Consider the following 26,242-nt stretch of genomic DNA (forward strand, 5'->3'; position numbering starts at 1 on the left):
TTATTCCCCCTTTGCCGCGGTATAATCTCCCGCCAGTTTGCCAAATATCGGCATCAAGTGGATTTGATCATCGTGTCTTTCAATAAACCCGAGATTCTCCATTTCCGTCAGCGTCTGCTTCACCGCGGTTTCCGCGCCCTCACCTTGAAGATACTTCGGCAAGTAATCCTGGCGCTGACTCACAATCTTTTTAAGCAGCCGAATCAAGGAATCTTCCGGTAAGTGGATCTCCTCCATTCCCTGCAGTTCATATTGAGCCTGATGTTTTTTAATCCGCTGCTGAATCGCTTGAGCGAAAATCAGGATCAGATCCTGCACCGCCTTGTTGCCGGGAAACACCCGACCGGCAGAACAGGCTTCATCCAGCACAAGATACGCGCTGGAACGATGCAGATGCAGATCACAGTCAAACAAGGCCTGAAAGTCCCGTTCAACCTGACTGCGCTGATTGCGCAGATAAGTGAAATCCTCATCCTGCGCCGTTTGCCGGTACACCCCTGGGCTCAATAACAAGCGCCGATAAACACGCTGCCGCCGCACGATCCCACGATCCTGATCGATATCGATCCAATCACTTTCAATGAAATCTTCCGGGCTGGTATATTCCATTAAATCCCGCGCAAAGTTACGCAGGAAGAAGCGCGATATTCCGGTGTTCTCAAACAGGACTTCAGCCTGTTCATCACGCAGAAACAACTCATCGCTGCCATCAATTTTCTTCATTATACCCTGCTCTTCACAAAAACGAAGTACCCGCACCAGCTGCCGGCGCCGGGCATATTGCGTCCAGTCCAGGTTTTCTTCGATTCCCTGGCTCTGCAGATATTCCGTCAACATCGTAAAATCAAATTGTTCTTCTTTCTCGCGGGTTTCCAAAAACATCAGCACCTGACACAACATCGCATAATCACCAGGTTCTTCAAACGTATTGATCCCCATCCACGGTTCTGGCTGTCCTGGAATTTTATCGAGTTTAACTAAGGCCGGTGTGATCAGAACCGTATAGCCAAACTTTTCCATCAAGATGCGGCGATAACGACCGATCTCATCTTTTATCTGATAATACAAATCAGGCTGATTCGCCCGCAGAACCCATCGCTGGCTCAACAGAATTTCCACCGCATTCATCAATAGTCCCCCTCCATTTCCAAAACGAAATTCGGCATCACAAAGCAACCGTCCTCACAACGTAAAACACAGGTTTGATCAGCCTTATCCAGATTCACATGGAAGTAAACGCCTTCCTCTGTCCGGGCCCGCTTTGAGGCGCTGGCCAGCGCACGGCTCAGCCAGTTCAGCAGGATTTTGCGTACCGCCGGAGAAAGGATGGGCAATGTGGCAAAGTCGATCTTTCGCTGATGGATAAGGCTGCGCAGACTTTCGCGTTTCTTGCGTTGCTGCTCTTCCACCGCCAACCGCTGCATCTGCCGCTCCAGACGATAATCCGGATGCGGCAGGCGGCTCGCCTTTTGACGCATTTTGCGGCTGCGGCTGTCCAGATCGTAATAAGCCGCCGCTTCCTCATAGACGCCGCTGTCGATCGATTCGGTCACCCGGTCAGGCAGTCCCTTAAGATGCAGCATCATTTCCGGTCCAAAGACCATAGCGCTTAAATTGTGTGCTTCGCTCAGTGTTTGACATTGCTGAAAGACCTGCGCCAAATGTCGGTAATCCTCCATGCGGCTGGCACCTTGCAGGTAGCGTTCACTGATCTGCTGGGCATAGCGGGTCATCCGGCGAATGATTTCATTGGTCGAATCATACAGATGACTGATTTCACTTTCCCCATTTTCCGCTACAAACCAGAGCTTTAGACTCAGCCAGCGCCCATGACAGGTTTCAATCAGCTGCTGGGCAGTTTGTTTTTTCTCAATTCGCGGAATCGAAAGCTCATAGCGCGCGACTTTCTCAAACAAGCTGTCCAATGTCGCCTGCGGTAAATCCCGAATGTATTCTTCCAATACCATCGCATGTTCCTGCAGCGCTTTGACAAACGTTCGCAGATACATTAACAGCTGATCCTTGAATACCAGAAATTGTTCCGTTTTCATCATTTCCTCAGCATGCGCACTGTTGAGCGTTCGGATGTAATCCTGATAGTTGCGGTTAAGCCGAATAAAATCATTGTTCAGTGCCGACCAGGCTTCAGCCGCTTCCTCATCCGTTTTCTCAAGCAAAGATGGCAGCGATAAGATCTGTCTGCGAATCCGTTCGATCAGACTCGGCTGCAGCGAAGCCCCTTCGACCTCAAGATTTTCAAGCCGCAATGTCAGCCGTTCAATTTCCACGCTGTACTCGCTCATCTGATAGCGAAATTTTTTGTTTTTGAATTCTTTATAAGTCGTGGCTTTTCCGCTGTCCTGCATCGCCGTCAGATTTCCCCAATCCAGCAAAGCCTGTAAATCCAACTGACATTGATTCAATGTATAGTCTGGAAACAAGCCCGTCTGCATCATCATCGCAAACACATCTTCTTTATTTAACCAATAATGGATTTTTTCATATTCTTCATAGAAATAACGAAGGATAACGCGGTATCGATCGGCATTGATTGCCGTCAGATAACTCGTCTCCATGATTTTCTTCGTCAGTGCTTCATTGATTTGCATGTTATCCCTCATTTCCACTTTATTTTACACCCTTTGACCTTGTTCCCCAATCTGAAATTCACAATGGCTTGTCGATTTCACATTGATACTTCTAATCTCACAACCTTTGATTTCTTTTGAGATTGTATTGTAAAGCTCGTTTTCTTTCCTTGAATAAGCTTAGTTTAACAGCTAAAGTGTACAAAAAACCTGACAGCTCTATGTTTTTACTGCTTTTTCGTGAAATTCAAAGGCAAAATCACAAAAAAAGAATCCGCTTTTCGCCTTTATCGATCAAAGGGAAAAACCGATTCCTTTTGTTTTAAAACAGATTAATGCTGCGACAGCCGATGAACCAGCTTCGTGATTTCCACAACGATCACCGGAACAAAAGCCAATCCGACCGCAATCATCAGATGACTTGGATCCAAAGCTGCCATTGAGAAGGCCTTGGCCAAAAACGGAACATACATCACCAACAGCTGCAGTATAACACCGACCGCAAAGGCTCCCCACAAATATTTGTTGGAGAAGATCTGACGCGAGAAGATACTGTGTTCACTTTTGACATTGAAGGCATGGAACAGCTGCGACAGCGCCAAAGTCACAAACGCCATTGTCATGCCGATCTCATGCGCATCCCGATTACCTAAAACATACGAAATTAACGTTAGCAGGCCGATCATGATGCCCTGCCATGCGATCGTAAAGCCTAATCCGTGGGCAAAGAAGCTTTCATCCTTCCTGCGCGGCTTGCGGTTCATGATGTCCGGCTCCGGTTCCTCCATGCCGATCGCAAAAGCCGGCAAGGAATCGGTGATCAGGTTGATCCACAACAGATGCACTGGCATTAACGGGACGCCAAGATTCCAGCCAGGAATCAACGACAGGCAGGAAGCACCGAATATTGTCAGCACTTCGCCGATGTTGCTGGAAAGCAAGAACTGAACGTCCTTGCGGATGTTGTCATAAATTCCGCGTCCCTGCCGCACCGCATGGATGATCGTCGCAAAGTTATCATCAGTCAGCACCATATCCGCAGCCCCCTTGGCAACGTCCGTGCCGGTAATCCCCATCGCACAGCCGATATCCGCAGCTTTAAGCGCTGGGGAATCATTGACGCCGTCGCCCGTCATCGCTACAACATGACCTTGATCCTGCCAGGCTTTTACGATCCGCACCTTATGCTCCGGTGCTACCCGGGCATAGACAGAAATGTTTTCGATCTGCGCTTCTAATTCAGCGTCGCTCATCGCACTCAATTCCGGACCGGAAATGGCTTTTTGTCCTTCTTCGAGAATTCCTAAATTTTTGGCAATCGCCATGGCTGTAACCACATGGTCACCAGTGATCATAATCGTTCGAATACCACCCTGCTTGGCCTGCGCGATCGCATCCCGCACCTCATCCCGCGGCGGATCGATCATCCCGCACAAGCCGACAAAGGTCAGATGATTTTCCACTTCTTCACTATCCAAGGTTTCCGGAATCGCATCCCAATGACGAACCGCTACTGCCAAAACGCGCAGCGCTTCCTTCGCCATCGTTTCATTGGCTTTGATCGACGCTTCTTTAAGTGCAAAATCCTCACACCGGCCCAATACGATATCCGGTGCCCCTTTGGTCATCGCCAGATATCCGTCTTGCGTCTGATAGAATACCGTCATCATTTTCCGCGTGGAATCAAACGCCAGCTCCTCGCTGCGGACATAGGTTTTTGCCAGCTCGGCTTTGGTTTCACCCATTTTATAGCTGGCTTCGACCAAAGCGGTTTCGGTCGGATCGCCGATCATTTTCAGCTTTCCGCCTTCTGGAATGACTTCGCCATCCGAGCATAAAGTAAACCAGCGCATCAGCTCTTTGACCTCATTGTCCGCCGCTTCCGCTTTGAAATCCTGAATTCCAGTCTGCGGAAGATAGGTCTTAACGACCGTCATCTTGTTTTGCGTCAAGGTGCCGGTTTTATCGGAACAGACAATGCTGGCCGAACCCAAGGTCTCCACGGCCGGCAGCTTTCTGACGATCGCATTGCATTTGACCATCTTATTGACACCCAAGGCTAAAACGATCGTTACAACGGTTGCCAAGCCTTCCGGAATGGCCGCCACCGCTAACGCCACAGCGGTTTTGAAGGCTTCCAGAATCCCCATCCCGCTGAACATTTCCATCGCAAATACAATCACGCAGATGATCAGGCAAAGCATGCCGATCGTCTTGGAAATCTGCGCTAATTTATTCTGCAGCGGTGTTGTTTCCTTGCCGCCGCTCATCAGCATGCCGGCGATCTTGCCGACTTCATTTTCCATCCCCGTTGCCGTCACGATCATCGTGCCGCGTCCATAGGTGACCACCGTGCTGGAAAAAGCCATGTTTTTGCGATCTCCTAACGGCAGATCTTCACTTTCCATCGCTGCACTGGTCTTATTGACTGGAACCGATTCACCCGTCAAAGCGGATTCATCAATCTGCAGATTAAACGACTCAACAATCCGGCCATCACTAGGAATGAAATCCCCAGCTTCCAGCAGCACAATATCGCCCACCGTCAATTCTCGGGACGGAATCACTTTGCGCTGCCCTTCTCGGATCACCTTGGCCTGCGGCGCACTCATCTTTTTTAACGCTTCTAATGATTTTTCTGCGTTGTTTTCCTGCACGACGCCCAAGATCGCGTTGAACAGGACGACGATCACAATGATCAGACTGTCGATCCATTCGCCAGGATCCACGACAATCGAGATCAGCGCTGCCAGGATCAAAACAACAATTAACGGATCGGTAAACTGCAGTAAAAAGCGCTTCAGCAGCGAATCCTTTTGAACTTCCTGCAGTTCGTTATAACCATAGCGCTCAATGCGCTGCTGAACTTGCGGCTCGGACAGACCCGCGGACAGATCACTGCCCAATTCCTCGATCACTTCCGACGCGGTTTGATTGATTTTCATACCCATTTCCTCCTTCGCTGCCTTCATTAAAAAAAGGCAAGCCTACCTTCATAACCTGAAGATAACGGTCTTGCCCATCATTTCTGATCGCTGCATCCGGATCTGACAGAAGCAGATCGTGATGACGAATACAGCACGCATCGCTGCGCAGCTACTCCCCACTATTCCAATGGCAAGCGTAATATATCATTCAGTTGAAGAACTGTCAAGATTCCCTCACTCAGTTTTAGACATTTAACCACAAGTGTAGCCCGGGGATTTTAATGTCTCTCTTCTATTGTAACCCAAAATGACCAATTCATCATCAATTATAGTGTTTCTTTACCGGAACTCTTCTGGACAGGATATGTTCTTCTGCGTTACAATAAAAGAACAAAAGGACAAGGAGGAGCAAGTCATGGAAAGAATATATGCCGTTGTTGAAGGTCAGGTTCAAGGCGTCGGCTTTCGCTGGTTTGTTCAATCTCTGGCCAATTCTCTGCACCTTACCGGCTGGATCAAAAATATGGAAAATGGCATGGTGGAAATGGAGCTGCAGGGTGAAACTGCCAGTTTGCACCAATTGATCAGCCGCATCCGCACCGGTGATCGTTTCATTCAGGTAGAAAACATCAGCTGCAAAACGATTGCGATTGATCCTCGAGAAAAGCGGTTCACAGTGCGATATTAATCATTATGAACGAGAAAGACGGAAGCCGTTTGCTAAACCGTTTTTCTTTTTGTTTGACGTTATCAAAGCTTGCTTCTATCCTCCAGTTTCACTTGGTTTCAGCCTGAACCATCGTTTTCATCAAACCTAAAATTGAATCATACTGTCCTTCTTCTGCCAAGATCACTTCCTCATCTGGCCAATGATACAGTTTAAGCAGTCTACGCTGAACTCGCACACTAGCGAGCTGGAGCTCCTTTAACTTAACAGTCTGTTGAAGCTTTAATTTTTCAGCAATTTTGGCATTAACAACCACCAAAATTTGCTCAGGAATTTCTTGTTTAAATTGCTTTTCTACATCCACAAATGCACGAAGTTGTTCGGCTTTTAAAAGGTTCTTAACGATCTTGTCCTCATAAGCTTTTTTACTGCTGCTAACAAACGCTTCGGTTAACGCTTCACTTGAGATCAGACATTGACTTTTGATTCTCTGTTTAAAATCTTCGATATCTACGCGATCTTTCGCATCCGTGACAAAGCGATCCTCTACAATCGTAAAAACCCATTGTTCTTGTTTTATAATGGAACTAAGCTGCAGATAACTCGCCAAAGAATGAAGTTGACAAAATCCATATTGAAACAGCCCTTCGATTCCAAAATCAAAATCACCGCAAGTAACCAATGTCCAATCCGCCCGCTTGCTTTTCATGCGTTTATGAATCTCCGCAATGACTTTTTTTTGATCCTTAATCAGCAAGGCATTGGAGTAATACTGAACATTCATGCCATTTTTTCTCATCTGATCCGCAGCGATTGCAGCTGTCAATTCATTATTAAAAACGGCAATCTTGGATCCACGATAGCTGCAAATCCAGTCAACCCAACTTGTTAAGCCCTGAAAATGCGGAATTTCTCCCTTCTCCAAGTTTAGTTTTACATGGGGAAAGAAGGTGGTCAAATCTTTGTGTTCGCACAGAAACAACGCGCATGGCGTAAGCCATTTAGCATTTTGAAAAACGGGTGCTTCCCAAAAATGAAAGGGTATCTCGGAAGTCAGCCAGAGCCAACAATTCCAATCCTGAGCTAACTCGTTCATCCAGCGCCAGGCTAGAGGCAGCTGCTTCGCATGTAAACCAAAATACCCTTTTTCCCAAATTATCGCACTACTTGGAAGCTGATGTAATTTGTACAATTCATTTGGATGATTGCTGGCTAGTGTTTCAAAGAAAAGTGCTTCCGACATAACTAAAATTGGTACACGCCACGAAATTGAAGTTATATTTTTTGAATCCTTATCTGAAGCTAACTTGAACTCCGTTGGCAAATAAATTCCGTTGACAATTTCATCTGGATTTTCTTTATCCAAGATCAGCATTTGCTGGATGAGATTGAGTACAGAATTAATCAGACTACTATAAGGCAACAAGATTATAATATGCCTCAGCTTTTGTTTTTCAGCCACCCGTAGAGCGGATGAAAGTAAACCATAAAACCTTTCCATCCCCGGCGGTGTTTCACAATAAACCAACGGTGAAGAAATTTCAGCCTGACAACAGTTCTGATAGAAAACTGATTCGTCGCTAACCCTTTCACTTAGCTGTTGAAGTCGTAGGTTCCACCGCGGATCCGACGAATTCACTGGTTTATTACCACTTGAATCCGCGTAATCCGCAGCCGCTAAACAACTTAATAAAATTCGATAAGTTAAGGCCGATAGATGGGTTGTTTGGGTAGGAGCAGGTAATGGTTCAAGCAGCGCTTCATGAATTGCTACATACTGCTCGCAATGAGCTTCACTATCCTTCATGGCTACTTGAAAGCGAAAAGGATATTTTGCAGCCTTTTCCGCAAGCATATTGGGAAGTCCTGGACGATGATGAGCATAGACCAGTGTAGCTTCAGAACTTTCTTTCTGATCTCCTAACAGCAGTTTGACAGCCGCATCGCGGTGTTCAATCGGCAAAGCTTCAAGATGCCCCTCCATTTTGTGCAGTTCTTCCTGATTGGATTGATTCAGCTTTCCTAAATCATGAGCTAAGGCTGCACATTTTAGAATGTGGTAATAATCTTGGTACCGTTGTTTTGATAATGCTTGTTTCATTCTATCCAAGTTCATTAAAACATGCTGCGTTACGCCTTGAATATGCTTAGTATAGGGCTGAGCCGGGCGACCGTTTTTGGGACTGTGAGCCAGATAAATCACAGACAATCCATCAAATCCCGCACCGGGGCAGCCTTTCCCACCAACAATTGATTGAGCTCAGCGACACTAGCCGCTAAAGCTTCACTGTCATAATCATGCCAGGAAAGAGCGATTTCTGAAGTTGTATTTTTCTTATGTGGAGTAAGCATCTCAATAATTTTGAAATCATTAAACGTGCCGCGCGGACGCTGATGCTCCACATAGAAAGCATGCCGAAGATCAACCTGACTGCGGATATAGGAAGCTGTTTCTTTATAAACATGCGGAATTAAGCGCAGCAGCAATTCAATGTCTTTCGCCGTACAATGAGTTTTTTGAGCTGCCGTAGCATTGATAAAAAATGGCATCGCATACAATCCGTAAGAAACAATCCGATAAGCCAACGGAGCCATTCCTTTACTTTTATCATCTTCGACCGGCATCACCTTCGTGGTCGTCATTCGCTCAACGCGAATCGGATCCAAGGAAACACCCAAGCCAAATTGAACAACACCGGTAGCAATGAATGTTTTACTCTCTTTCTTTTCACCTTCTAAGAAAGTGGTACCAAAGACGCGAACATCCCAATATTTTGCTAAAAGCTGATCTGATGTTAGTTTGCGCACCTCTTCCCGTTGAGTTCGCTTACTTTCCAATATCTCATAACCTTCCTGATCTAGTCCCAATTCTTCAGCCACTTCTTTCCACAGCCAGGATTCCTTATCATCCACTAAATCTCTTAATTTCCGTTTGAAAGAAACAGGTGAGATTTCCCCACGCTTATCTTGTCGAATACGTGGATCACTATCGCGATCCGGGTCTCCATTAGGATTAGAATTGGTAACATCAATCAGCAGCAGTCCAGTTCCTCGGTTGATCATTTCATTCATGCTTTGTTTCCTCCTTATTATTTGTATTTGCCTGCGGGCGAGTATTCTCAATCCGCGCATAATAGCCAATCATCAGCTGTGCTTTTTGAGCAGGATCTAAGGTTTCGGAAATCTCTCCAAGTGCGATTTGACTGTTAACATCCTCTAATCGACTGAGAATCCATTTTACCCAATTTTCACGTTCACCTTGATAAGTATAAGCCCAAGCCCAATAAATCCTCAGCCGTTCAGCTAAGCGCTGATAACCGTCAAGCGGATTGTCCGCCATCACAAATAACAGATCATTGCCGATCAGCTGTGCCGGATAAGATTTATTTTGTTCTTTATTTCGTACGATAAAGCAGTATTCTTTGTGCAGCATATCACTAAGTTTCAGCATCTGCCCTAGTTGAAAAGGAACATCTTTCATATAATTCTCCTTCTTGATTTCTAATAACGCTAAAAGTATGCCAAACAAACCCAACCATCGCGCTGCAGTCTCAGCTTGATTTCGAGATGTTTTATCCACGGCTATCTGATCATTAACCATCCGCTCTCCAAATACAACTGACAGAAATGGCATGCTTTTGGCTAAAGCGATCTCTAATAGATGAAAGATCAAATCCGCTTGATCTGCGGTCTGGGGATTTTGCGGCATATAAAGATCATAAATTTCATTTATTGTTACAACACTGGTACTTGAACTTGTTAATCCCAGACTACTGTAATTCATCTTAAACAACTGGCAGATTTCCGCAGGTTCCACACATTTCACTTCCAAATACTGAACTTTTCGCTTTTTTATCATGGGAAGATCCAACACTGGAGCATTTTTGGAAGCATCCAGCCATCGCAACAAATTTGAGCAAAATAGTTCAGTCTGCCAAACTTGTTCATATACAACCTGCTTTCTTCCGAGATCCAGCTCGCCTAATAGCATTAAATGAATTTGTGAATCTTTATTTTTATCACGGATCAATTTTAATTCCTGCAGAATTTGCGCACAAAGTGCTTCATAAGCTCCAGCACTTCAGCCTGAAAGTCTTCACTTATCTCATACTCTGACAGATCTCCTAAAATCTGAGCTAAACAAGCATCATTCTGCGGATCTTGTGCAACATAGGCTAATAACAAAGCCGGTTTGTTTCGATGGGCATCGGTCATTCTTCGCCAGGTTTTATTCTCTCTTTCAGCGGCCGTCAAAAACGCCAGTGCATTGTTCATTTTATCGACTTCTTCCCGCCCTGCCTGAAATGCTTGTGAGCCTGAAAGCTGATAACGCTCTAGACACGTTGTTGTTTCTTTTTTTGAATAGAGATATGTCTGCCCCAGAACAGGCAGCACTGGATTCGGATATTTTCTGCCAATTCCTTTCACCAGCTGTGTCTCAAAGGGAGAAACCACAGTATCTGTTTGCTCTTGCTTTTCTTGAAGCAGATCAATTAAACTTCGCCGGGTCACATCTGAACCCACTAAATTAGCATAGAGATGAGCTTCCCTAACTTCAAAATAAGTCATGACTTTGCATATATAGGGTTTCTTCTCGCGCTGCTTTTCATTCGGATTGAGCTGTCCGACAAACAGTTCCTTGAACAAATCAACCAAGGCCTCATCATCGCATCGCTCCAGCTGTTCTTTGATTAAATCTAAAAGCTGTTGCCCAAATCCAACGGCTTTATCAGCACGCGGAAAAACATTCAGCAATTGACGCAGTGCGGCCAGTTGAGGTTGTGTACTGCTTTTGACTTCAGCTAGCTGCTCTTGCGTCCAAGTCCCAATTTGAAACGGACAATTCGCATTCTTGTCCAGTTTTAAATCCAAAGCGCTCAGCGTCTTAATCTTTTCCAATAGCTTCGATTTTTTCCACTTATTCCGATCAAAATAATCACAAATTTCCAATGGCAATAACGGCGTATGTACACAAATTGCAGGAAAACTGTTGTGGTTCCCTTTGCTGTGTTTCCATAACCTTCCCATTTCTTCTTTTTCTAAGTACCGTACCCCAACGGGAACCCCATGCTGATCGATCTCAATCAACAATCCTATCTGTTTGCCAACGCTGCTGATATCTGGATGCACAGTTGGCTGCAGTAATCCCTGATGTTCAAGCGCCTGACTCAAGGCATAGAGTTCATTCAGCATAAAGAAGGACACCTTTCTGAATTTGGACCGACGAAACAAAAATCGGAGCTACCTGTCCCTCTGTAGGTCGGGTATACATTTTTAACAACATGGAAGGGATCGTTAAATTGATTGATCTATCAACTTGGGTAGAGGAACGCAGAGGACCAAAATAAGTTGGCGTAAACTCTTTCCAGCCTAAAAATGGGGTTGTATAAAATTGTCCTGACGTTAAGCGACGCAGAAATACTTCCTGAAGCTGATGTTGAGCATTAATCTCATGAGTAGTTGGGTAATAAGCCAGGATTTCCCCATAGACCTTATAACAAACATTTTCTAAAACCGTCGCAAAGAATTGAAAGTTACTGGTTCCACTTTTACGCAAGGGTCCACCATAATTGGTAGTGTATCGAGAATAAACAACAGGTAGACACAATTCTACTTTTCGCGGCATAAAATAAGCCTGTTTTGACATAACCACGGACTCAAAAATACTCTTTAGTGCAGATTGGGTAGGAGCGGGATAAGAAATCGGTGCCGAACCCGTATCAGGACGTGAAAACATCGCGACAGGGCCAGCAATTTCAAAGGCCACAGGATAACTTTTTTCAATCATTAAATACTCCTTTCTTTATTATATTATCAGAGTTAAATTTTCAGGTTACAGCCTGCTGTTAACTCAATTTTAAACCGGACACAAGGGAAAGTAAATTCTTATTAAGTTTATCTTTCGCAACAAGTAAAAATTATTTTAAGCTTTAAAGGTCACATCTAGAATCTGTTGTTCATTGATCAGCAAGTCTGTTTCAACCTTTGCAGCTTAACCATGATGAACTTCGATCTCAAATACAAGATAAACATAGAAAGAATATACAACAAAAATTCACGGTATCGCCACCGACACCGTGAATTTTAGACTCAATTTTTGATTACAGATTTGGCTGATGGTTGTCCATCGCATACATCAGACTTGTATAATTCTCATACAGAAAACGATACAATTCAAAGTTCTGTTCCGATAAAGCTACCGCATTGTTGGTCGCAATGCTGTACTGTTCTGACATTGCATTCCATGTTTGCCGTCCGACAACACCATCGGCAGTCAAACCGACTCGTCTTTGGAAAGCGATGACCGCCGCTTCGGTACCGGAACCAAAAATACCGTCAACACTCAGCTGGTTCGTTACGCCCCAGCCCTGATTGATAATGTTCAGCGACCATTGAATGATGCTAACATTTTCACCTCGGCTGCCCAAACGCAGCGCTGTCCCCGGATAAGGAGGGATCATCTGAGCACTCGGCGGTTGAATCGCCTGGGTTTCACGATAAGCCCGGACTAAAATATCCCAGGTCTGACGCCCGACAATGCCATCCGCGCTGATTCCCGCCAAGCGTTGAAAAGCCACAACAGCGGCTTTGGTCGTTGCCCCGAAGCTGCTGTCAATCTTCACTGTGGGTACCCTTGAGGTAAACAAGGCAATCTTCTGCAGATAAAACTGGATTTCCTGCACATAAACATTGCGGTCGCCCTGGCGGATAGCCCGGCCTGGATAAACGCCCGGCAGCCGTTCCTCGACTCCTTCGGAGGTCAGCTCCGCTAATTTTTTAACAGCCACGTAAATATAGGAAATCTTATACCAGGTCGCCTTGCCGACAATGCCGTCCGCGGTCAGTGAAAACTGGCGCTGGAAAGCCTTAACCGCATTTTCTGTGCCGCTGCCGAATATACCGTCTACCGGATAGGTCGGCGTAATATTCGGATAATTCACCGCAATGCGGTTGAGCTGATTCTGAATGATCGCTACGCTGTCGCTGCGGACCCCACGCTGAAGATTCAGTCCCGGGAAAGATCCGCTGACTCCTTCGATGCGGTTGGTATCGATCAATTCGATATCCTGACCATAATAGTTCTGCAGAATTTCAAAGGCATTGTAGCCCTTATTCGCCAGGTCCACCGTTCCCCATTGCTTCAAACCTTTGCACCAAACCTGCCGTCCGTCACAATACTCCGCATAATACGGATTCACGGTGTTAACCTTACGGATATATTCGTTGAAAATATCATCGACGACCTTGCTGATACTTGTAAAAATATCCCGGCCGTAAACAAAATACTGATCAAACGCCGTGCTGTTGGTGATATCAAACGAATAACCCCGGCTGCGGTACCATTCCGTATACACCCGGTTTAAGCACAAAGAAATTTGGCAATAGATATTGGCACGCAGACTTTGTTCAGGCCAGGTTGGATAAATTTCGCTGGACGCTACATTTTTAATGTAGTCCTTGAAGGTTACGGTTACATTCTGCGCGCTGGCTGTCGGCCGGCCTAAATGAACCGTCACATATTTGGGAATGATTGGATAATCCAATACATAAGGAGCGATGGATTCCTCCGCATCCCCCGCACTGACGCTGTCGCTGAAACCGCAGCATCCCCCGCGCGAACAACCGCAGGAACGAGCCATGGCCCGGGTTAACGCATGCTCCGGAATTTCAAGATACTCCTCAAACTGCGCAGCCAGTTCCTCATCTGTGCTTAACAGATCAACTTGAAGCAGCGCTTCCTCCTGAGCGAAAATCTGAACGTTGCGAAACGTTCGAGTCGCAAAGCCGGCTTTGGCCACCGTTACATGAACCTTGGCATACGGGATATCCTGATTGTTTGGATTCAAGCTCAATTCCCGATCCGGCGCTTCAATCCGGATCACAGGACTTTTACCATTCGCTCCGCTGCTTAGATGCAGATCAACGGACTGATCATCATTCGTTACGATAATCTCAGCCCCTTCAATCGGCAACGCCTGCTGAGCGACAGTTACTTCAACAATTAAAGTACCATACTGCATCGCTGTCACCTCCATTGCTACAATATGCAAACAACCGTTTTTCAACTGGGCGGGCACGCTTAAAATAGCCTCTTTTCCAAGGTTTTCTGATGTAAGCGCATACGCAAAAACTTTTTTTTAGATGTAACCGTTTACTTGTGAAAATGTTGTCATTACCCTATTGTCAGACAAAATTCAGCATGTTATAATCACATCCGTAAGTGAGTGAAAGATTTCACAATAGGAGGAAATTCAGATGGAAGAAAAACTTAGCCCCGCTCAGGAAGAAGTCAATCTGTTAGTTGAAAACGGCTTGAAGGCTCTGGATGATTTTTTGAAACTGGATCAGGACCAAGTCGATTACATTGTCGCTAAATGTTCTGTCGCGGCTTTGGATAAACATGGCGAACTAGCCAAGCTGGCGATCGAAGAAACCAAGCGCGGCGTCTTTGAAGACAAAGCCACTAAGAATCTGTTTGCCTGCGAATATGTCGTGAACCACATGCGGCATCTGAAATCCGTCGGCGTGATCAAGGAAGATGAAGTTCAGGGTCTGACCTATGTGGCTGAACCGGTCGGCGTTGTCGCCGGCGTTACCCCGGTTACCAACCCAACCTCAACCGCGATTTTCAAAAGCTTAATCTGCCTGAAAACCCGCAACCCGATCATCTTCGGCTTTCATCCCAATGCCCAGCAGTGCTCCATCGCTGCCGCCAAAGTCGTCTATGAAGCGGCGGTCAAAGCCGGAGCTCCGAAAAACTGCATTCAGTGGATCGAACATCCAAGCATGGAAGCTACTTCCGCGCTGATGAATCATCCGGGTGTCGCAACGATCTTAGCAACCGGCGGCAACGCGATGGTCAAAGCCGCTTACAGCTGCGGCAAGCCAGCCTTAGGTGTCGGTGCCGGCAACGTTCCGGCCTATATTGAAACGACGGCCGATATTAAGCAGGCGGTGAATGACATCGCCTTATCCAAAGCCTTCGACAACGGCATGATCTGCGCTTCGGAACAGGCGGTCATCGTTGACAAGGAAATCTATGACGACGTCAAAGATCAGTTCAAGAATTACAACGTCCACTATGCCAATAAAAAAGAAAAAGAAATGCTCGAACAATACATGTTCGGTGTCAAAGCCTTCTCCAAAAATGTCGGTGCGGCGAAGCTGAATCCGGATATCGTCGGCAAGTCGGCGGCCTGGATTGCCCAGCAGGCAGGCTTCACGGTCAATCCGCGCACCAGCATCATTATTGCAGAATGCAAGGAAGTCGGACCGAACGAACCGCTGACACGGGAAAAATTATCCCCGGTTCTGGCAATGCTGAAAGCAGATTCCGTGGATGACGGCTTCGATAAAGCGGAAGCGATGGTCATGTTCAACGGCATCGGTCACAGCGCCGCCATCCATACCGCCAACGCCGATCTGGCGAAACGGTTCGGCGAACGGATCAAAGCCTGCCGGATTATCTGGAACTCGCCGAGTACCTTCGGGGGTATCGGCAATGTCTACAATGCTTTCATTCCTTCCCTGACATTAGGCTGCGGTTCGTATGGCCATAACTCCGTTTCGGATAACGTCAGCGCGATCAATCTGCTGAATATCAAGAAGATCGGCAAGAGGAGAAACAATATGCAATGGTTTAAAGTTCCGTCCAAGATCTACTTTGAGAGAGATTCCATCGAATATCTGCACAGCATGCGAGATGTTGAGCGGGTCTTCATCGTCACTGACCGTTCGATGGTTGATCTGGGCTATGTCACCCGCGTGACCGATCAGCTGGAACAGCGCCGCAACAAAGTTCAGGTTCAGCTGTTCTGCGACGTAGAACCGGATCCTTCCATTCAGACCGTTAAGAAAGGCTTGGGCTTGATGCAGGCATTCCGGCCGGATACGATCATTGCGATTGGCGGCGGATCTTCCATGGACGCTGCGAAAGGCATGTGGTTATTCTATGAACAGCCGGACGTGAACTTCGATGATCTGAAACAGAAATTTATGGATATCCGCAAGCGGGCCTTCCGTTATCCGGAACTGGGCAAAAAATCCAAGCTCGTCTGCATTCCGACCACCTCAGGTACAGGCTCCGAAGTAACGCCGTTCGCCGTCATTACGGATAAAGAAGAAAATAAGAAATATCCGCTGACCGATTACTCGCTGACACCGACAGTAGCGATCGTGGATCCAGCCTTGACGATGAGCCTGCCGGCTTCGATCACCGCCGATACCGGCATGGACGTTTTAACTCACGCCACAGAAGCCTTCGTTTCCACGTTAGCTTCCGACTTCACCGACGGCTTAGCCTTGCAGGCGGTGAAAATGGTCTTTGAATATCTGCCGCGGGCTGTCGCTAACGGCAAAAACGATCCGGAAGCCCGTGAGAAAATGCATAACGCCGCCACGCTGGCGGGCATGGCCTTTGCCAATGCCTTCTTAGGCATGAATCATTCCCTGGCCCACAAGATCGGCGCCGAATTCCATGTGCCGCACGGCCGCACCAATGCGATCTTACTGCCATACGTCATTCGCTATAACGGCACTAAACCGGAAAAACCGGGTGTCTGGCCAAAGTACAACTATTACAAAGCCGACGAAAAATATGCTGAACTTGCACGTTTGATCGGCTTGAAATTCAACACCGTAGAAGAAGGCGTAGTCGCTTATGCCAAAGCTTGTGCTGAGCTGGGTGCTGACTGCGGCATCAAGATGAGCTTCAAGGAACAGGGCTTAGACAGCAGTGCCTGGATGGCTGCCCGCGAAAAAATCGCATACCTGGCTTATGAGGATCAGTGTTCCCCAGCTAACCCGCGTGTACCGATGGTTCAGGACATGGTTGAAATCCTGACGGCTTCTTACGAAGGCGACGCCGGCTACTATACAAAATAAGACCACAACTCCGTTTCAGAACTGATTCAATCTCCATTTCCATCCTAGCTCAACAAAGAAGCTTGGGACATTCCGCAGCCTTTCCTGCATCCCGATTCAGCGCCGCTTCGCTGGATCGGGGTTTTTTTTAAAGCCTTAATTTTTACACTCAGGAATAAGATCATTCCGTCCTTCTCAGTGTCAGCATGAACTGTAAACCTCATCTTGCCTTTTAATCTGAACTTTCACGTGGAGAACTAAAAAAGACAAGGTTTCCCCTGTCGGTTCTTATTCAGCTAAGGGTATAGTTAAAGACTATTATAAAAAGAAACAGTAAGATTATGCAGTCCTCTGCGCATGATTTCGCTGTTTCTCTTTTTTATTGATTATGATTCACCCAAATTCGAGTATTGACCTTTCCACAGTATGATGCTTTTTCGTTCTATTTCTTTTCCTCAATTTTTCTGATGACTGTCCTCAGTTGTTTCAACGGTACGGCCGGGCTGTATAAATATCCCTGATAGTGCGTACAGCCGAGGTCTTTTAATAAATCGCGCGCCGCCTCATTTTCGACATATTCTGCAATCACAGTAAAATTCATCGACTGAGCGAGATACAGAATGGATTGAATGATTTGCCGGCCGCTGGCATTTTCCTGAGCGTTTTTTACCAAACTGCCGTCCAGCTTCACAATGTCAAACTGGCTGCTCTGCAAATATTTCAGCGAGGTGCTGCCCATGGAAAAGTCATCCACCGCCAGCGCATAACCTAAATCTTTAAACTCTTTCAATCGCTGCCGCATCGCTTCATTCAGAAGTAGCGTATTTTGTTCTGTAACCTCGATACAATACCGTCCCTGCGCAACCGGATGCGCACGCAGAAAATCCGCAAACGCCTCAGACTTTAACGTATCGACGGTAACGTTCATCGAGATCATCGCTTCAATTCCGCTGAAATCCGCCTGCAGCACCTGCTCAAAGACAGCCAGCTCCAAAGTTTGCAGCTGATCGGTTTCCTTCGCCAGATCAATAATCAGCGGCGGCGGGACTTTGCCATAGCGCGGATGGGTATACCGCAGCAGCGCTTCAACACCAAAGCAGCGATTCTGCCCGTCAAACTGCGGCTGATATCCCATTTCAATCGGTTTCTGAAGCAGATCATTTTTAATCTCTGCCGCCAAGAGCTTTGCGAAATTTCCCAAGCGGCCATGCGCCCCGATCAAATTCAGCGGTTTTCCTTGTTCAATCTGTTCATCCAGCAATTCCGCAAGCTCACTCATCTGATGCTGCGACTGCCGAATCAGGATCTTATCATAAAGCAGAACAAACGGCGCATAGATTCCCACGCCGATCCCGATATTGACAATCTGCAGCAGCGCTCCGGTCCACGAACCGGTTGCCAGATAGCCGCTGATCAGCGCCGGCGTCGTCCATTCCACACTCTTCACGCACAGGGGCACCCAACCCAAGCCCATTGCCAGAGAAGAGGTAAACAGGCAAACTAAGGGTGTCAGTAAAAAGGGGATCACAAACACCGGATTGAATACCACCGGCAAGCCGAAAATCATCAACTCATTAATATTGAACAACATCGGGATCACCGCGGTTTTCGCCAGCGTCCGATTAACACGCTGACGGCTGAACAGCATCAACGCGATCAAAAGACAGATCAGCGTTCCGCAGCCGCCGATAAAAACAAAGTTATCGAGAAACGTTTTGGTGAAGATTTCCGTCGGCGCCAGGCCTGCCGCTGAAGCGGCAGCATTGATCTGCATGCCTTCCTGAAACAAAGTCCGCGATACATTCTCCAGAACATTGGATCCATGAATTCCCAACAGCCACAGCCCAGAGGAAAGAAAAACAAACAGCGCGGAACTGGCAAATCCCCGTCCCATATGCCGAAACAGAGTATTGGACAATAGGACAAACACATCCTGAAAGCTCTCGATATGGAAAAGCAGCCGGATTCCCTCATTGAACACCGCCGCTGTCAACAGCACCGCCAGCAAAGGCACAATCGCTGTCAGCGCCTGATTAAAATTATAGTCGGCCCCCGGTGTGAAAAACTGTTCATCCTTCAGTTTGCGCCGCAGCCAACAATAGGTAAAACTTGTAAATAAGGCTGCGCAGACCGCGGTGAAGGTACCGACGGCCCCGGCCGAATCCAGCTTCAGGCCGCCGTTGAGAATAATAAACACCATGATCGCAGCCGGGGGAACGATCCAGTCTCCGGCCAGCGGCTGATCCTGCGTCTGCAGCGCACCCCAGGCCAGACAGCCGGTCAATAGTAAAGACAGGATGCCGAACGTGCATTGATAAAGCAGCTCTGCCAATTCCTGAATTCCCGCCAGCATTGGAAAATAACCGGCAAACGTTTTGATTAACAACGAAAAAGAGCCGATCATTAAAATCGGAATTGCAATCGTTAATCCCGTTCTGACCGCACGAATCAGCCGATATGATTCCAGCTTGACCAGGCTGGCACTGAGCTTTTCTATCTGCATGCTTTTCTCCCCAATTTTCTTCTATTATACCGCATTTCGCTGAGAAAGGCGGGGTTATTTGTCCGAATTACGAACGGCCCTGAGAAACAGAGGGCGCCTGTCCCCAACGATCATCCATAAACTGCCGAATCAGACTGTACGCATCCTGCCGGCAGCTCTCATTTTCCAGCAGCTCATGACCGCAGGCCTCAAAACAGACGAGCTGTTTACGCTGGCTCTGAATCTGATGATAAGCATATTGCGAAGAAGACAGCGGCACAAATTCATCCTGCAGGCCCTGCAGGATCAACGTCGGACAGCTCACCTTCCTGACGGCCGGCTTCAGTTTTTTCACCAGCTCAAAAAACTGCGGAAAATATTCATATTCCAACAACCGCTCCTCCATATAAGCCTTAAACTGCGATTCGCTTTGCTTGAGGATCGCAGCGTATTTGGGAATCAGCCGGCTGACTGTTTCTAAGCTCATATACTCAAATGCCGGTGCGACTAAAATCAGCTTGTCCACCGCCAGAAAAGAAGCCAGAAATGCCGCAATGACGCCGCCCATGGAAAATCCTAACAAGGTTACTTCATAGCCTTTTTCCAGATAGGCAGTAACCTCCTGATTGGCCCGGGCCACCCAGACAAGCCATTCCTTTTCATTTTTATCTTCATCATACAGATCAAAACAGCGATATTCCAATCCCGGATCCGCCTCACACATCTCTTTCAGATAATGAAAATCTTCCTGTTTGCGCCGTCCAAAGCCATGAATGGCAATCAGAACCCGCTTCTTGCGCCGCGGAGCAAACAGGCCATGACGGATCAAGCTTCCCTCCGGTACCGATACAGACAAATTCCTGCCGCAACCGCGACGTTCAGCGATTCAAAGCTGAACATTTCAATCAAGGCCCGCTGATCACAGATTTCCAGCGTTTCCGGACGGATGCCCTGTCCCTCATTGCCCAACACAATCGCCACCTTTTCAACCACGGGCAGCTGAGCCAGCGGCTGAGCCTTATGCAAAGCCGTTCCGATCACCATGACGCCGGCTTCCTTCAAAGCGCCCAGAGCTTCAAGCAGCTCCGTTCTTTGAATTGCGATATGAAACAATGCTCCCTGGGTGGAGCGGACGCATTTTTCATTGTAAACATCAGCACAGTCAGGGGAAAGCAAGACTTGATCAAATCCGAACGCGACGGCTGTGCGGATAATCGTGCCCACGTTGCCGGGATCCTGCACGCCATCCAGAACCACTGTCCGCAATCCGCTTTGAGCGGGTACTGACTTCTGCGAACAGACGGCAATCAGCCACGCCCCGGAAACATTCGTGCTGAGCTTGCGCATTACGATCTCACTGCACACAATGGCTTCACATTGACTGGCAAACGGATTGATCCGTCCGGCTTCCATCAACAGATGCTCAACTACGCCGGCCTGCAATGCCTCGCCGATCAAATGTTCACCCTCAATCAGAAACTGACCACTCTGATCCCGATATTTTTTCTGCTGGAGCTTTGCCCAGTTTTTTATTCTTTCATTGGTTGGGGAATTGATTTCCATAAAATCGTCCTCCTGTTTTCTACCCTTATGATAATCAATCAGCGCGGAAAAAACCAGAATCTTTTCGATTCCGGCTCCGTTTTTTTATCCTGCTTCCGCTTAATGGGCCTTTGTTGGATAAGCACAGTTGTAAGTTTTGCCCGGTTCCAGCTGAATGCCGCGCGCCTCAAACAGTTCGCTGACCGTAACCAGCTGATACCCCTGTTCGCTCAGCCACTCGATGACCCGAACACTGGCCTGGGCCGTCGGTTCATACATGTCATGCATCAGGATGATATCCCCGTCCTGCACCTCGCGCATCACCTCATCCACGGATTTATCCGCGTTTTGATGGGCCCAGTCGCGCGTATCAATGGACCATAGAATCAAAGGATACGGCGAAGTCTTCTTCAAGGTATCGTTATAAGCGCCATAAGTGGGCCGAACTAATAGTTCCTGATGATCCAGCGAACCTGCTTCCTGAATAGCCTCCCAGGTTGCCGCCAGCTGATCCAGTATGCCCTGACTGCTTTGCTTTGTCAGATCCACATGACCGAAAGTATGATTGCCGACTTCACTTCCCTCATCGAGCATCCGCTTGACAATGTCCTGATGATTCGCCATCCGGCTTCCCAGAACGAAGAACGTGGCCGCTCCATTGTGTTCTTTCAGCGCATCCAGTATGACCGGAGTTACCTGACGATTTGGCCCGTCATCATAAGTCATCGCCACCATCGGGCGGGTGGGATCGATAATCCGGCCATGCGTCTGCAGTCCCAGCAGATTGCGGGTGTCCTCGGCAACATAACCGATGACTTTGTTCAGCGGGATCACGGCGATCAATTCTTCCTTCTGCGCTTTTAAGGTCTGCGGGGGCAGAACAACGCGCAGCTCATCCTCGCCTAGATACAGTTCAGCCTTGTTGTTGATCAAGACATTTTCATCCATTTCATAGTCCTGATTTTCCTGACCTGGTGCCAGAGTGGTCAGAAAACTGCGGGTTAAAAACGCCAGATGCTTCATTCCTTCCGCTGAGAACAGGTCGCTGAATCGAATCAGGCGGTCCTGCTGCAAGTCAAACGTCCAGGCCCGCACTTCTTTCATATTCACTGCACCGGTCCGCTCAAAGCTGATCTGAACGGATCCGTAGCGTTCATTCAGTTCATAGGATTCATAATCCGCATACAGCGTACATAATCCTTCCACCCCCTGATTTTCCTGTTCAAATTTTTCAATCGCTTCCGCGATGGCGGATTCGATATTGGCATCCACTTCCGCACTGCCCAAATGGGGGTAATAAATGGCAATGGCCTGGTGGCCTGAAACCTTGATCTTCTGCTTCATCTTCCCTATTCGATGATTCTCTTCGATGGTCTGACGCATCGCCTCCGGCAGATGTTTTCTCTGACTTTCCCGCTGCCAGGACAGACCGATCACAACACAGATCGCCGCGAAAAGAAGCAGGTAAATCCCTAATCGTAATTTTGTTTTTGTTTTCACGCTTCTCACCTTCGTTATCACTGTATGCCCTCTGCCTAAGAAAAAGACGCGGCATTGACTCGCTTAAGCTCAAAGCCGTGAGTCTTGGCAAAAACTCGAGCCCTGTAAAATCATATGGGATCGCCGTGAATGGACACCGCATGTCGGCGCAGCTTAAGTGAGAAATCAGCTTCAGAAAGTGGAAAACAGGAAACAGAGGATGAGAGGAATGATGATCATTGCGCAGAACTTAGGATCATTCAGCCCTTTTAGAACAAGAAAAAAGGATCGATGAAAGAATCAAAATACGGGGAATTCCTCTTCGACATCCTTTTTTCTTTGTGCTTCTTCGCTTTTTAAGCCTGTACTGTGAAACTTTGTTTATCCCCGGTTTGGGCAGCTGGACTTATTAAAGACGAATGGGAAACTGAACTTCGGTCAGCCAATCCTCTTCGGATTCTTTATTCCAGATTCCATCGATAAAGCTTTCACGGGGTTCACCAATGATTTCCGCCTGATTGTCTTCGATCCACTGCATCAAAGCGGCATACACCTCGCCAAAGTGGTCATAGCTGCCCTGAAACAGAGCACAGGCCGCAGTGACCTGGGGTTCCTTGCGGAATTCGACGTCATCAAAATTAGATTCTAATGTTTCAACAGCCTGGCAGATTTCGACATGGATATCCTTTTCCCGATATTCGCCATCCAGTTCCTTAACAAAGCAATATTCCGGCTGGGTGCATTTCAGATCCGGATACTGTTGTCCAACCTTAGCTCCGGTCGCGGGAATTTCACGAAGCAGATCCCGATAGTGCGGCAAAGCTGCCTTGCGGGCCATGACAATACAGGCCGGCAGTTCTTTAACAATAACATTGATTTTCATAATTCTCTCCTTTGTGTCTGTCGTAAGGACACGCTCAATGCGGCGAAGCTGATACTGCATCATGTCAAGATCCGTGCTGATCTGTTGCCGGCGCTGATCCAGCACCGCACTTTCACTCGCTTCACCGCGCAGAATTTTGCCGATCATTTCCACACTGATGCCCAACTGACGCCATTGCTGAATCTGATACAGGGCAATCAGCTGATCTGTAGCATACCAGCGGTATCCGTTATCCGCATCAATCTGCTTCGGCCGCAGCAGTCCGATCGAATCATAATACCGCAACGTTTTGACCGTTGTTTTACCCATCTTTGAAAAATCTCCAATTTTCAGCATTGTATTTCCTCCTCCGCATTGGAATCATAGGTCCTCCCTTAACGGGAGAGTCAAGGCTTTTTCTTCGATTTTTTTATCTTATCACGAAATTCCGGTTTTGTTTTTATATTTGAGCATCAAGGTTGACAAAGAAAACTGTAACCTTTATGATTACAGTATCAAAAGAACATTTGTTCTTGCGGAGGAAATTATGTTTTCATTCTTATCTTGCTTTAAAACTCGAACCCAGAAAAAGCCGGTCATCCGCTTAACCCCGGCAGAGGCTAAGCAGAAAATGGAAAGTGAACAGGTGATCGTGATCGATGTCCGCCGGCCTGATGAATTCGCACAGGGACACATTCCCAATGCGATCAATCTGCCCAATGAAACGATCGTTCACACGGCTTTATCCGAGCTGAAGAAGGAAGACGCTGTCTTGTTAGTGTACTGCCGCTCCGGTCATCGCAGCGCTCAGGCAGCCAATAAACTAGTTCAGCTTGGCTATAAGCAGGTTAACGACTTCGGCGGTCTGCTTCAATGGCCTTACGAAATCACGAAGGAGGAAGAGAAATGACCAGCGATCTGACCGTTGCGATTCATGCCGCAGTGTATCTGGCGCATAAAAACGCTCCCCAGTCCAGTGATGAGCTGGCTGCCAATATCTGCACGCATCCGGTACGCGTCCGAAAATTGATGGCGGCACTGTGCCGAGCCGGAATCGCGGTTTCCCAAGAAGGCAGCGAAGGCGGCTACCGTTTGAACCAGGATCCGCGTCGAATCACGCTGCGGCAAATCGCCGAAGCTCTCCACGTTGCCTTGGTTGAAAGCAAATGGCGAAGCGGAGATCCGGAAATGGCCTGTCTGGTCGCTTCCGGTATGGCTGAGGAAATGGATAAAATCTATCGGCAGTTAAATGAACAATGTCTGGAAAGCTTAAATCGGCTGACGCTTTGGGATCTGCTTCAAAATCTCTTCGCTTCGCAGCCGCACAATATCATCATGAAGAAAAAGGAGGAACAATCTCATGAGAACATTCGATAATCTGATCATTGGCTTCGGCAAAGGCGGAAAAACACTGGCAGCCCAGCTGGCCAAGCAAGGACAAAGCACGCTTATGGCCGAGAAATCCCCAAGGATGTACGGCGGCACCTGCATCAACGTTGCGTGTCTGCCAACCAAATCGCTGGAAAACAGCGCCCGGCAGTCTGTAATTCAGGGCGGTGACGAACAGGCCCGGCAGCTTCATTTTTACCAGGCGATTGAGGAAAAGCGCCGTTTAACTTCAATGTTAAGAAAAAAGAATTATGATAAGCTGACCTCTGTTGGTGTTGAAGTCATCGATGGTGAAGCTTCTTTTATGGATGATCATCATGTCCGCATTAACACAGGGGATAAAGAAGAAATCATCGAAGCCCAGCGGATCTTCATTAATACCGGAGCGAAACCCTTTGTCCCTGACATTGCAGGATTAAAGGAAAGCCGCCGTGTTTATCTCAGCGAAAGCCTCATGGAGCTGGAAACGCTGCCGAAGCGACTGGTGATCTTAGGCGGCGGTTATATCGGTCTGGAATTTGCGTCGATGTTTGCCAACTTTGGTTCTCAGGTTACCCTGCTGCAGCCCGGTGAGCGCTTTCTGCCGCGGGAAGATGCTGAAATCGCCGCTGCCGTTGAGGCCAGCTTAAACCGCCGCGGCGTGCGTTTGATGCGCAATACTGCGCTGACGGAAGTCCGCGATGAAGCGGAAGAAACGGTTCTCCATTTAATGGAAAAAGAAACTGCCAGCGAATTGCGCTGTGATGCGCTGTTAGTGGCGACCGGACGCCGGCCGCAGTTAGACGCGCTGCATCCGGAAGCCGCCGGGATCGCCTTAACCGCACGCGGTGCCATCGCCGTGGATGAGCATTTAAAGACCTCCGTCGATCATATCTGGGCGATGGGCGATGTAACCGGTGGTCTGCAGTTCACCTATATCTCGCTGGATGATTCACGGATTGTCCATGACGCTTTAACCGGCGGCTCACGCACGACCGCGAATCGGGGCGCCGTACCGTACAGCGTGTTTATGGACCCGCCGTTCTCCCGCGTTGGGATGAGTGAAGAAGAGGCCCGCAAAGCCGGCTATGAAATCAAAATTGCCAAAATTCCAGCCGCCGCAATCCCGAAAGCTCAGGTTCTGCGCAAGACTGAAGGCCTGCTGAAAGCCATCATTGATGCGAAAACCGATCAGATCCTCGGCGCTCATCTCTTCTGTGAAGAATCCCATGAAATGATCAATCTGGTTAAGCTGGTTATGGATGCCCAGCTGCCGTATACCGTTCTGCGGGATGGCATTTATACCCATCCGACAATGAGCGAAAGCTTCAACGATCTGTTCGCAGCGGTCAATCCTGCTAAATTTCTTCTGTTTTCCCTGATCCTATAAAAACGTCGGCTCTGTGAAGAACCGACGCTTTTTACTCTTGTTTTTACTGGTGGCTGCAGATTCCGCTCATTTCT

Annotated in this window: 19 protein-coding genes; 5 read left to right on the top strand and 14 right to left on the bottom strand. The window is 47.7% G+C overall.

The window, feature by feature from the left end; genetic code table 11:
• From BN162_RS08010 to BN162_RS08020, 3 genes are all read right to left on the bottom strand, one after another.
• Complete coding sequence (locus tag BN162_RS08010; protein WP_020224561.1) at window positions 1-1,128, bottom strand: TIGR02678 family protein; 1,128 nt, start codon at window positions 1,126-1,128, stop codon at window positions 1-3.
• The gene (locus tag BN162_RS08015; RefSeq protein ID WP_020224562.1) at window positions 1,128-2,609 is read right to left on the bottom strand and encodes a TIGR02677 family protein; all 1,482 of its coding nucleotides are present in this window, start codon (window positions 2,607-2,609) and stop codon (window positions 1,128-1,130) included. Before BN162_RS08015 ends, BN162_RS08010 begins: the two co-directional genes overlap by 1 nt.
• 311 nt (window positions 2,610-2,920) lie before the next feature.
• A complete protein-coding gene (locus BN162_RS08020) occupies window positions 2,921-5,533 on the bottom strand; it encodes a calcium-translocating P-type ATPase, PMCA-type (protein WP_020224563.1) in 2,613 nt (870 codons plus the stop codon).
• Window positions 5,534-5,930: 397 nt separating this feature from the next.
• On the opposite strand from BN162_RS08020, the gene BN162_RS08025 reads away from it, so the two are divergent.
• Window positions 5,931-6,203 carry an acylphosphatase gene (locus tag BN162_RS08025; RefSeq protein ID WP_020224564.1) on the top strand — a complete coding sequence of 91 codons (273 nt, stop codon included), beginning with the start codon at window positions 5,931-5,933 and terminating at the stop codon, window positions 6,201-6,203.
• Between the two features lie 88 nt (window positions 6,204-6,291).
• Here the strand turns inward: BN162_RS08025 and BN162_RS08030 are convergent, their stop codons facing one another.
• From BN162_RS08030 to BN162_RS08055, 6 genes are all read right to left on the bottom strand, one after another.
• Entirely contained in the window at window positions 6,292-8,385 is a 2,094-nt protein-coding gene (locus BN162_RS08030; protein WP_040451722.1) for an HD domain-containing protein, read from the bottom strand.
• Complete coding sequence (locus tag BN162_RS08035) at window positions 8,382-9,254, bottom strand: type I CRISPR-associated protein Cas7 (protein ID WP_020224566.1); 873 nt, start codon at window positions 9,252-9,254, stop codon at window positions 8,382-8,384. Before BN162_RS08035 ends, BN162_RS08030 begins: the two co-directional genes overlap by 4 nt.
• Window positions 9,247-10,212 carry a hypothetical protein gene (locus BN162_RS08040; protein ID WP_020224567.1) on the bottom strand — a complete coding sequence of 322 codons (966 nt, stop codon included), beginning with the start codon at window positions 10,210-10,212 and terminating at the stop codon, window positions 9,247-9,249. Before BN162_RS08040 ends, BN162_RS08035 begins: the two co-directional genes overlap by 8 nt.
• 2 nt (window positions 10,213-10,214) lie before the next feature.
• Window positions 10,215-11,375: a hypothetical protein gene (locus BN162_RS08045; RefSeq protein WP_020224568.1), complete on the bottom strand. Its 1,161-nt coding sequence runs from the start codon at window positions 11,373-11,375 to the stop codon at window positions 10,215-10,217.
• The gene (locus BN162_RS08050) at window positions 11,365-11,970 is read right to left on the bottom strand and encodes a Cas5 family CRISPR-associated protein (protein WP_020224569.1); all 606 of its coding nucleotides are present in this window, start codon (window positions 11,968-11,970) and stop codon (window positions 11,365-11,367) included. The genes BN162_RS08045 and BN162_RS08050 overlap by 11 nt, the downstream gene beginning before the upstream one ends.
• A gap of 313 nt (window positions 11,971-12,283) precedes the next feature.
• Window positions 12,284-14,203: a peptidoglycan-binding protein gene (locus BN162_RS08055; RefSeq protein WP_020224570.1), complete on the bottom strand. Its 1,920-nt coding sequence runs from the start codon at window positions 14,201-14,203 to the stop codon at window positions 12,284-12,286.
• A 235-nt stretch (window positions 14,204-14,438) separates the two neighbouring features.
• Here BN162_RS08055 and adhE point away from each other — a divergent pair, with 235 nt between their 5' ends.
• Window positions 14,439-17,066, top strand: a complete 2,628-nt coding sequence (adhE, locus tag BN162_RS08060) for a bifunctional acetaldehyde-CoA/alcohol dehydrogenase (RefSeq protein ID WP_020224571.1) — start codon at window positions 14,439-14,441, stop codon at window positions 17,064-17,066.
• 421 nt (window positions 17,067-17,487) lie between these two features.
• On the opposite strand, the gene BN162_RS08065 is transcribed toward adhE, so the two are convergent.
• The 5 genes from BN162_RS08065 to BN162_RS08085 form a co-directional block, all read right to left on the bottom strand.
• A complete protein-coding gene (locus BN162_RS08065; protein ID WP_020224573.1) occupies window positions 17,488-19,548 on the bottom strand; it encodes a PTS sugar transporter subunit IIC/EAL domain-containing protein in 2,061 nt (686 codons plus the stop codon).
• Window positions 19,549-19,615: 67 nt separating this feature from the next.
• Complete coding sequence (locus BN162_RS08070) at window positions 19,616-20,356, bottom strand: alpha/beta hydrolase (RefSeq protein WP_020224574.1); 741 nt, start codon at window positions 20,354-20,356, stop codon at window positions 19,616-19,618.
• Complete coding sequence (locus tag BN162_RS08075) at window positions 20,353-21,090, bottom strand: TrmH family RNA methyltransferase (protein ID WP_020224575.1); 738 nt, start codon at window positions 21,088-21,090, stop codon at window positions 20,353-20,355. Before BN162_RS08075 ends, BN162_RS08070 begins: the two co-directional genes overlap by 4 nt.
• Window positions 21,091-21,189: 99 nt before the next feature.
• The gene (locus BN162_RS17850; protein ID WP_020224576.1) at window positions 21,190-22,569 is read right to left on the bottom strand and encodes a polysaccharide deacetylase family protein; all 1,380 of its coding nucleotides are present in this window, start codon (window positions 22,567-22,569) and stop codon (window positions 21,190-21,192) included.
• 388 nt (window positions 22,570-22,957) lie between these two features.
• Window positions 22,958-23,767: a MerR family transcriptional regulator gene (locus BN162_RS08085; RefSeq protein WP_020224577.1), complete on the bottom strand. Its 810-nt coding sequence runs from the start codon at window positions 23,765-23,767 to the stop codon at window positions 22,958-22,960.
• Between the two features lie 190 nt (window positions 23,768-23,957).
• On the opposite strand from BN162_RS08085, the gene BN162_RS08090 reads away from it, so the two are divergent.
• Genes BN162_RS08090 through BN162_RS08100 form a run of 3 tightly spaced genes read left to right on the top strand, consistent with a single transcriptional unit; the run spans window position 23,958 to window position 26,168 of the window.
• Window positions 23,958-24,320, top strand: a complete 363-nt coding sequence (locus BN162_RS08090) for a rhodanese-like domain-containing protein (RefSeq protein WP_020224578.1) — start codon at window positions 23,958-23,960, stop codon at window positions 24,318-24,320.
• Window positions 24,317-24,787, top strand: a complete 471-nt coding sequence (locus tag BN162_RS08095) for an RrF2 family transcriptional regulator (RefSeq protein WP_020224579.1) — start codon at window positions 24,317-24,319, stop codon at window positions 24,785-24,787. The genes BN162_RS08090 and BN162_RS08095 overlap by 4 nt, the downstream gene beginning before the upstream one ends.
• Window positions 24,771-26,168, top strand: a complete 1,398-nt coding sequence (locus BN162_RS08100; RefSeq protein WP_020224580.1) for an FAD-dependent oxidoreductase — start codon at window positions 24,771-24,773, stop codon at window positions 26,166-26,168. Before BN162_RS08095 ends, BN162_RS08100 begins: the two co-directional genes overlap by 17 nt.
• Window positions 26,169-26,242: the final 74 nt, after the last annotated feature.

The sequence above is a fragment of the Holdemania massiliensis AP2 genome (genome assembly GCF_000327285.1).
Taxonomy (GTDB): domain Bacteria; phylum Bacillota_I; class Bacilli_A; order Erysipelotrichales; family Erysipelotrichaceae; genus Holdemania; species Holdemania massiliensis.

Excerpts from the sequence above, each read along its gene's own strand:
- BN162_RS08010 (WP_020224561.1), bottom strand. The coding sequence starts at position 1,128 with ATGAATGCGGTGGAAATTCTGTTGAGCCAGCGATGGGTTCTGCGGGCG.
- BN162_RS08015 (WP_020224562.1), bottom strand. The coding sequence starts at position 2,609 with ATGCAAATCAATGAAGCACTGACGAAGAAAATCATGGAGACGAGTTAT.
- BN162_RS08020 (WP_020224563.1), bottom strand. The coding sequence starts at position 5,533 with ATGAAAATCAATCAAACCGCGTCGGAAGTGATCGAGGAATTGGGCAGT.
- BN162_RS08025 (WP_020224564.1), top strand. The coding sequence starts at position 5,931 with ATGGAAAGAATATATGCCGTTGTTGAAGGTCAGGTTCAAGGCGTCGGC.
- BN162_RS08035 (WP_020224566.1), bottom strand. The coding sequence starts at position 9,254 with ATGAATGAAATGATCAACCGAGGAACTGGACTGCTGCTGATTGATGTT.
- BN162_RS08045 (WP_020224568.1), bottom strand. The coding sequence starts at position 11,375 with ATGCTGAATGAACTCTATGCCTTGAGTCAGGCGCTTGAACATCAGGGA.
- BN162_RS08050 (WP_020224569.1), bottom strand. The coding sequence starts at position 11,970 with ATGATTGAAAAAAGTTATCCTGTGGCCTTTGAAATTGCTGGCCCTGTC.
- BN162_RS08055 (WP_020224570.1), bottom strand. The coding sequence starts at position 14,203 with ATGCAGTATGGTACTTTAATTGTTGAAGTAACTGTCGCTCAGCAGGCG.
- adhE (WP_020224571.1), top strand. The coding sequence starts at position 14,439 with ATGGAAGAAAAACTTAGCCCCGCTCAGGAAGAAGTCAATCTGTTAGTT.
- BN162_RS08065 (WP_020224573.1), bottom strand. The coding sequence starts at position 19,548 with ATGCAGATAGAAAAGCTCAGTGCCAGCCTGGTCAAGCTGGAATCATAT.
- BN162_RS08075 (WP_020224575.1), bottom strand. The coding sequence starts at position 21,090 with ATGGAAATCAATTCCCCAACCAATGAAAGAATAAAAAACTGGGCAAAG.
- BN162_RS08085 (WP_020224577.1), bottom strand. The coding sequence starts at position 23,767 with ATGCTGAAAATTGGAGATTTTTCAAAGATGGGTAAAACAACGGTCAAA.
- BN162_RS08090 (WP_020224578.1), top strand. The coding sequence starts at position 23,958 with ATGTTTTCATTCTTATCTTGCTTTAAAACTCGAACCCAGAAAAAGCCG.
- BN162_RS08095 (WP_020224579.1), top strand. The coding sequence starts at position 24,317 with ATGACCAGCGATCTGACCGTTGCGATTCATGCCGCAGTGTATCTGGCG.
- BN162_RS08100 (WP_020224580.1), top strand. The coding sequence starts at position 24,771 with ATGAGAACATTCGATAATCTGATCATTGGCTTCGGCAAAGGCGGAAAA.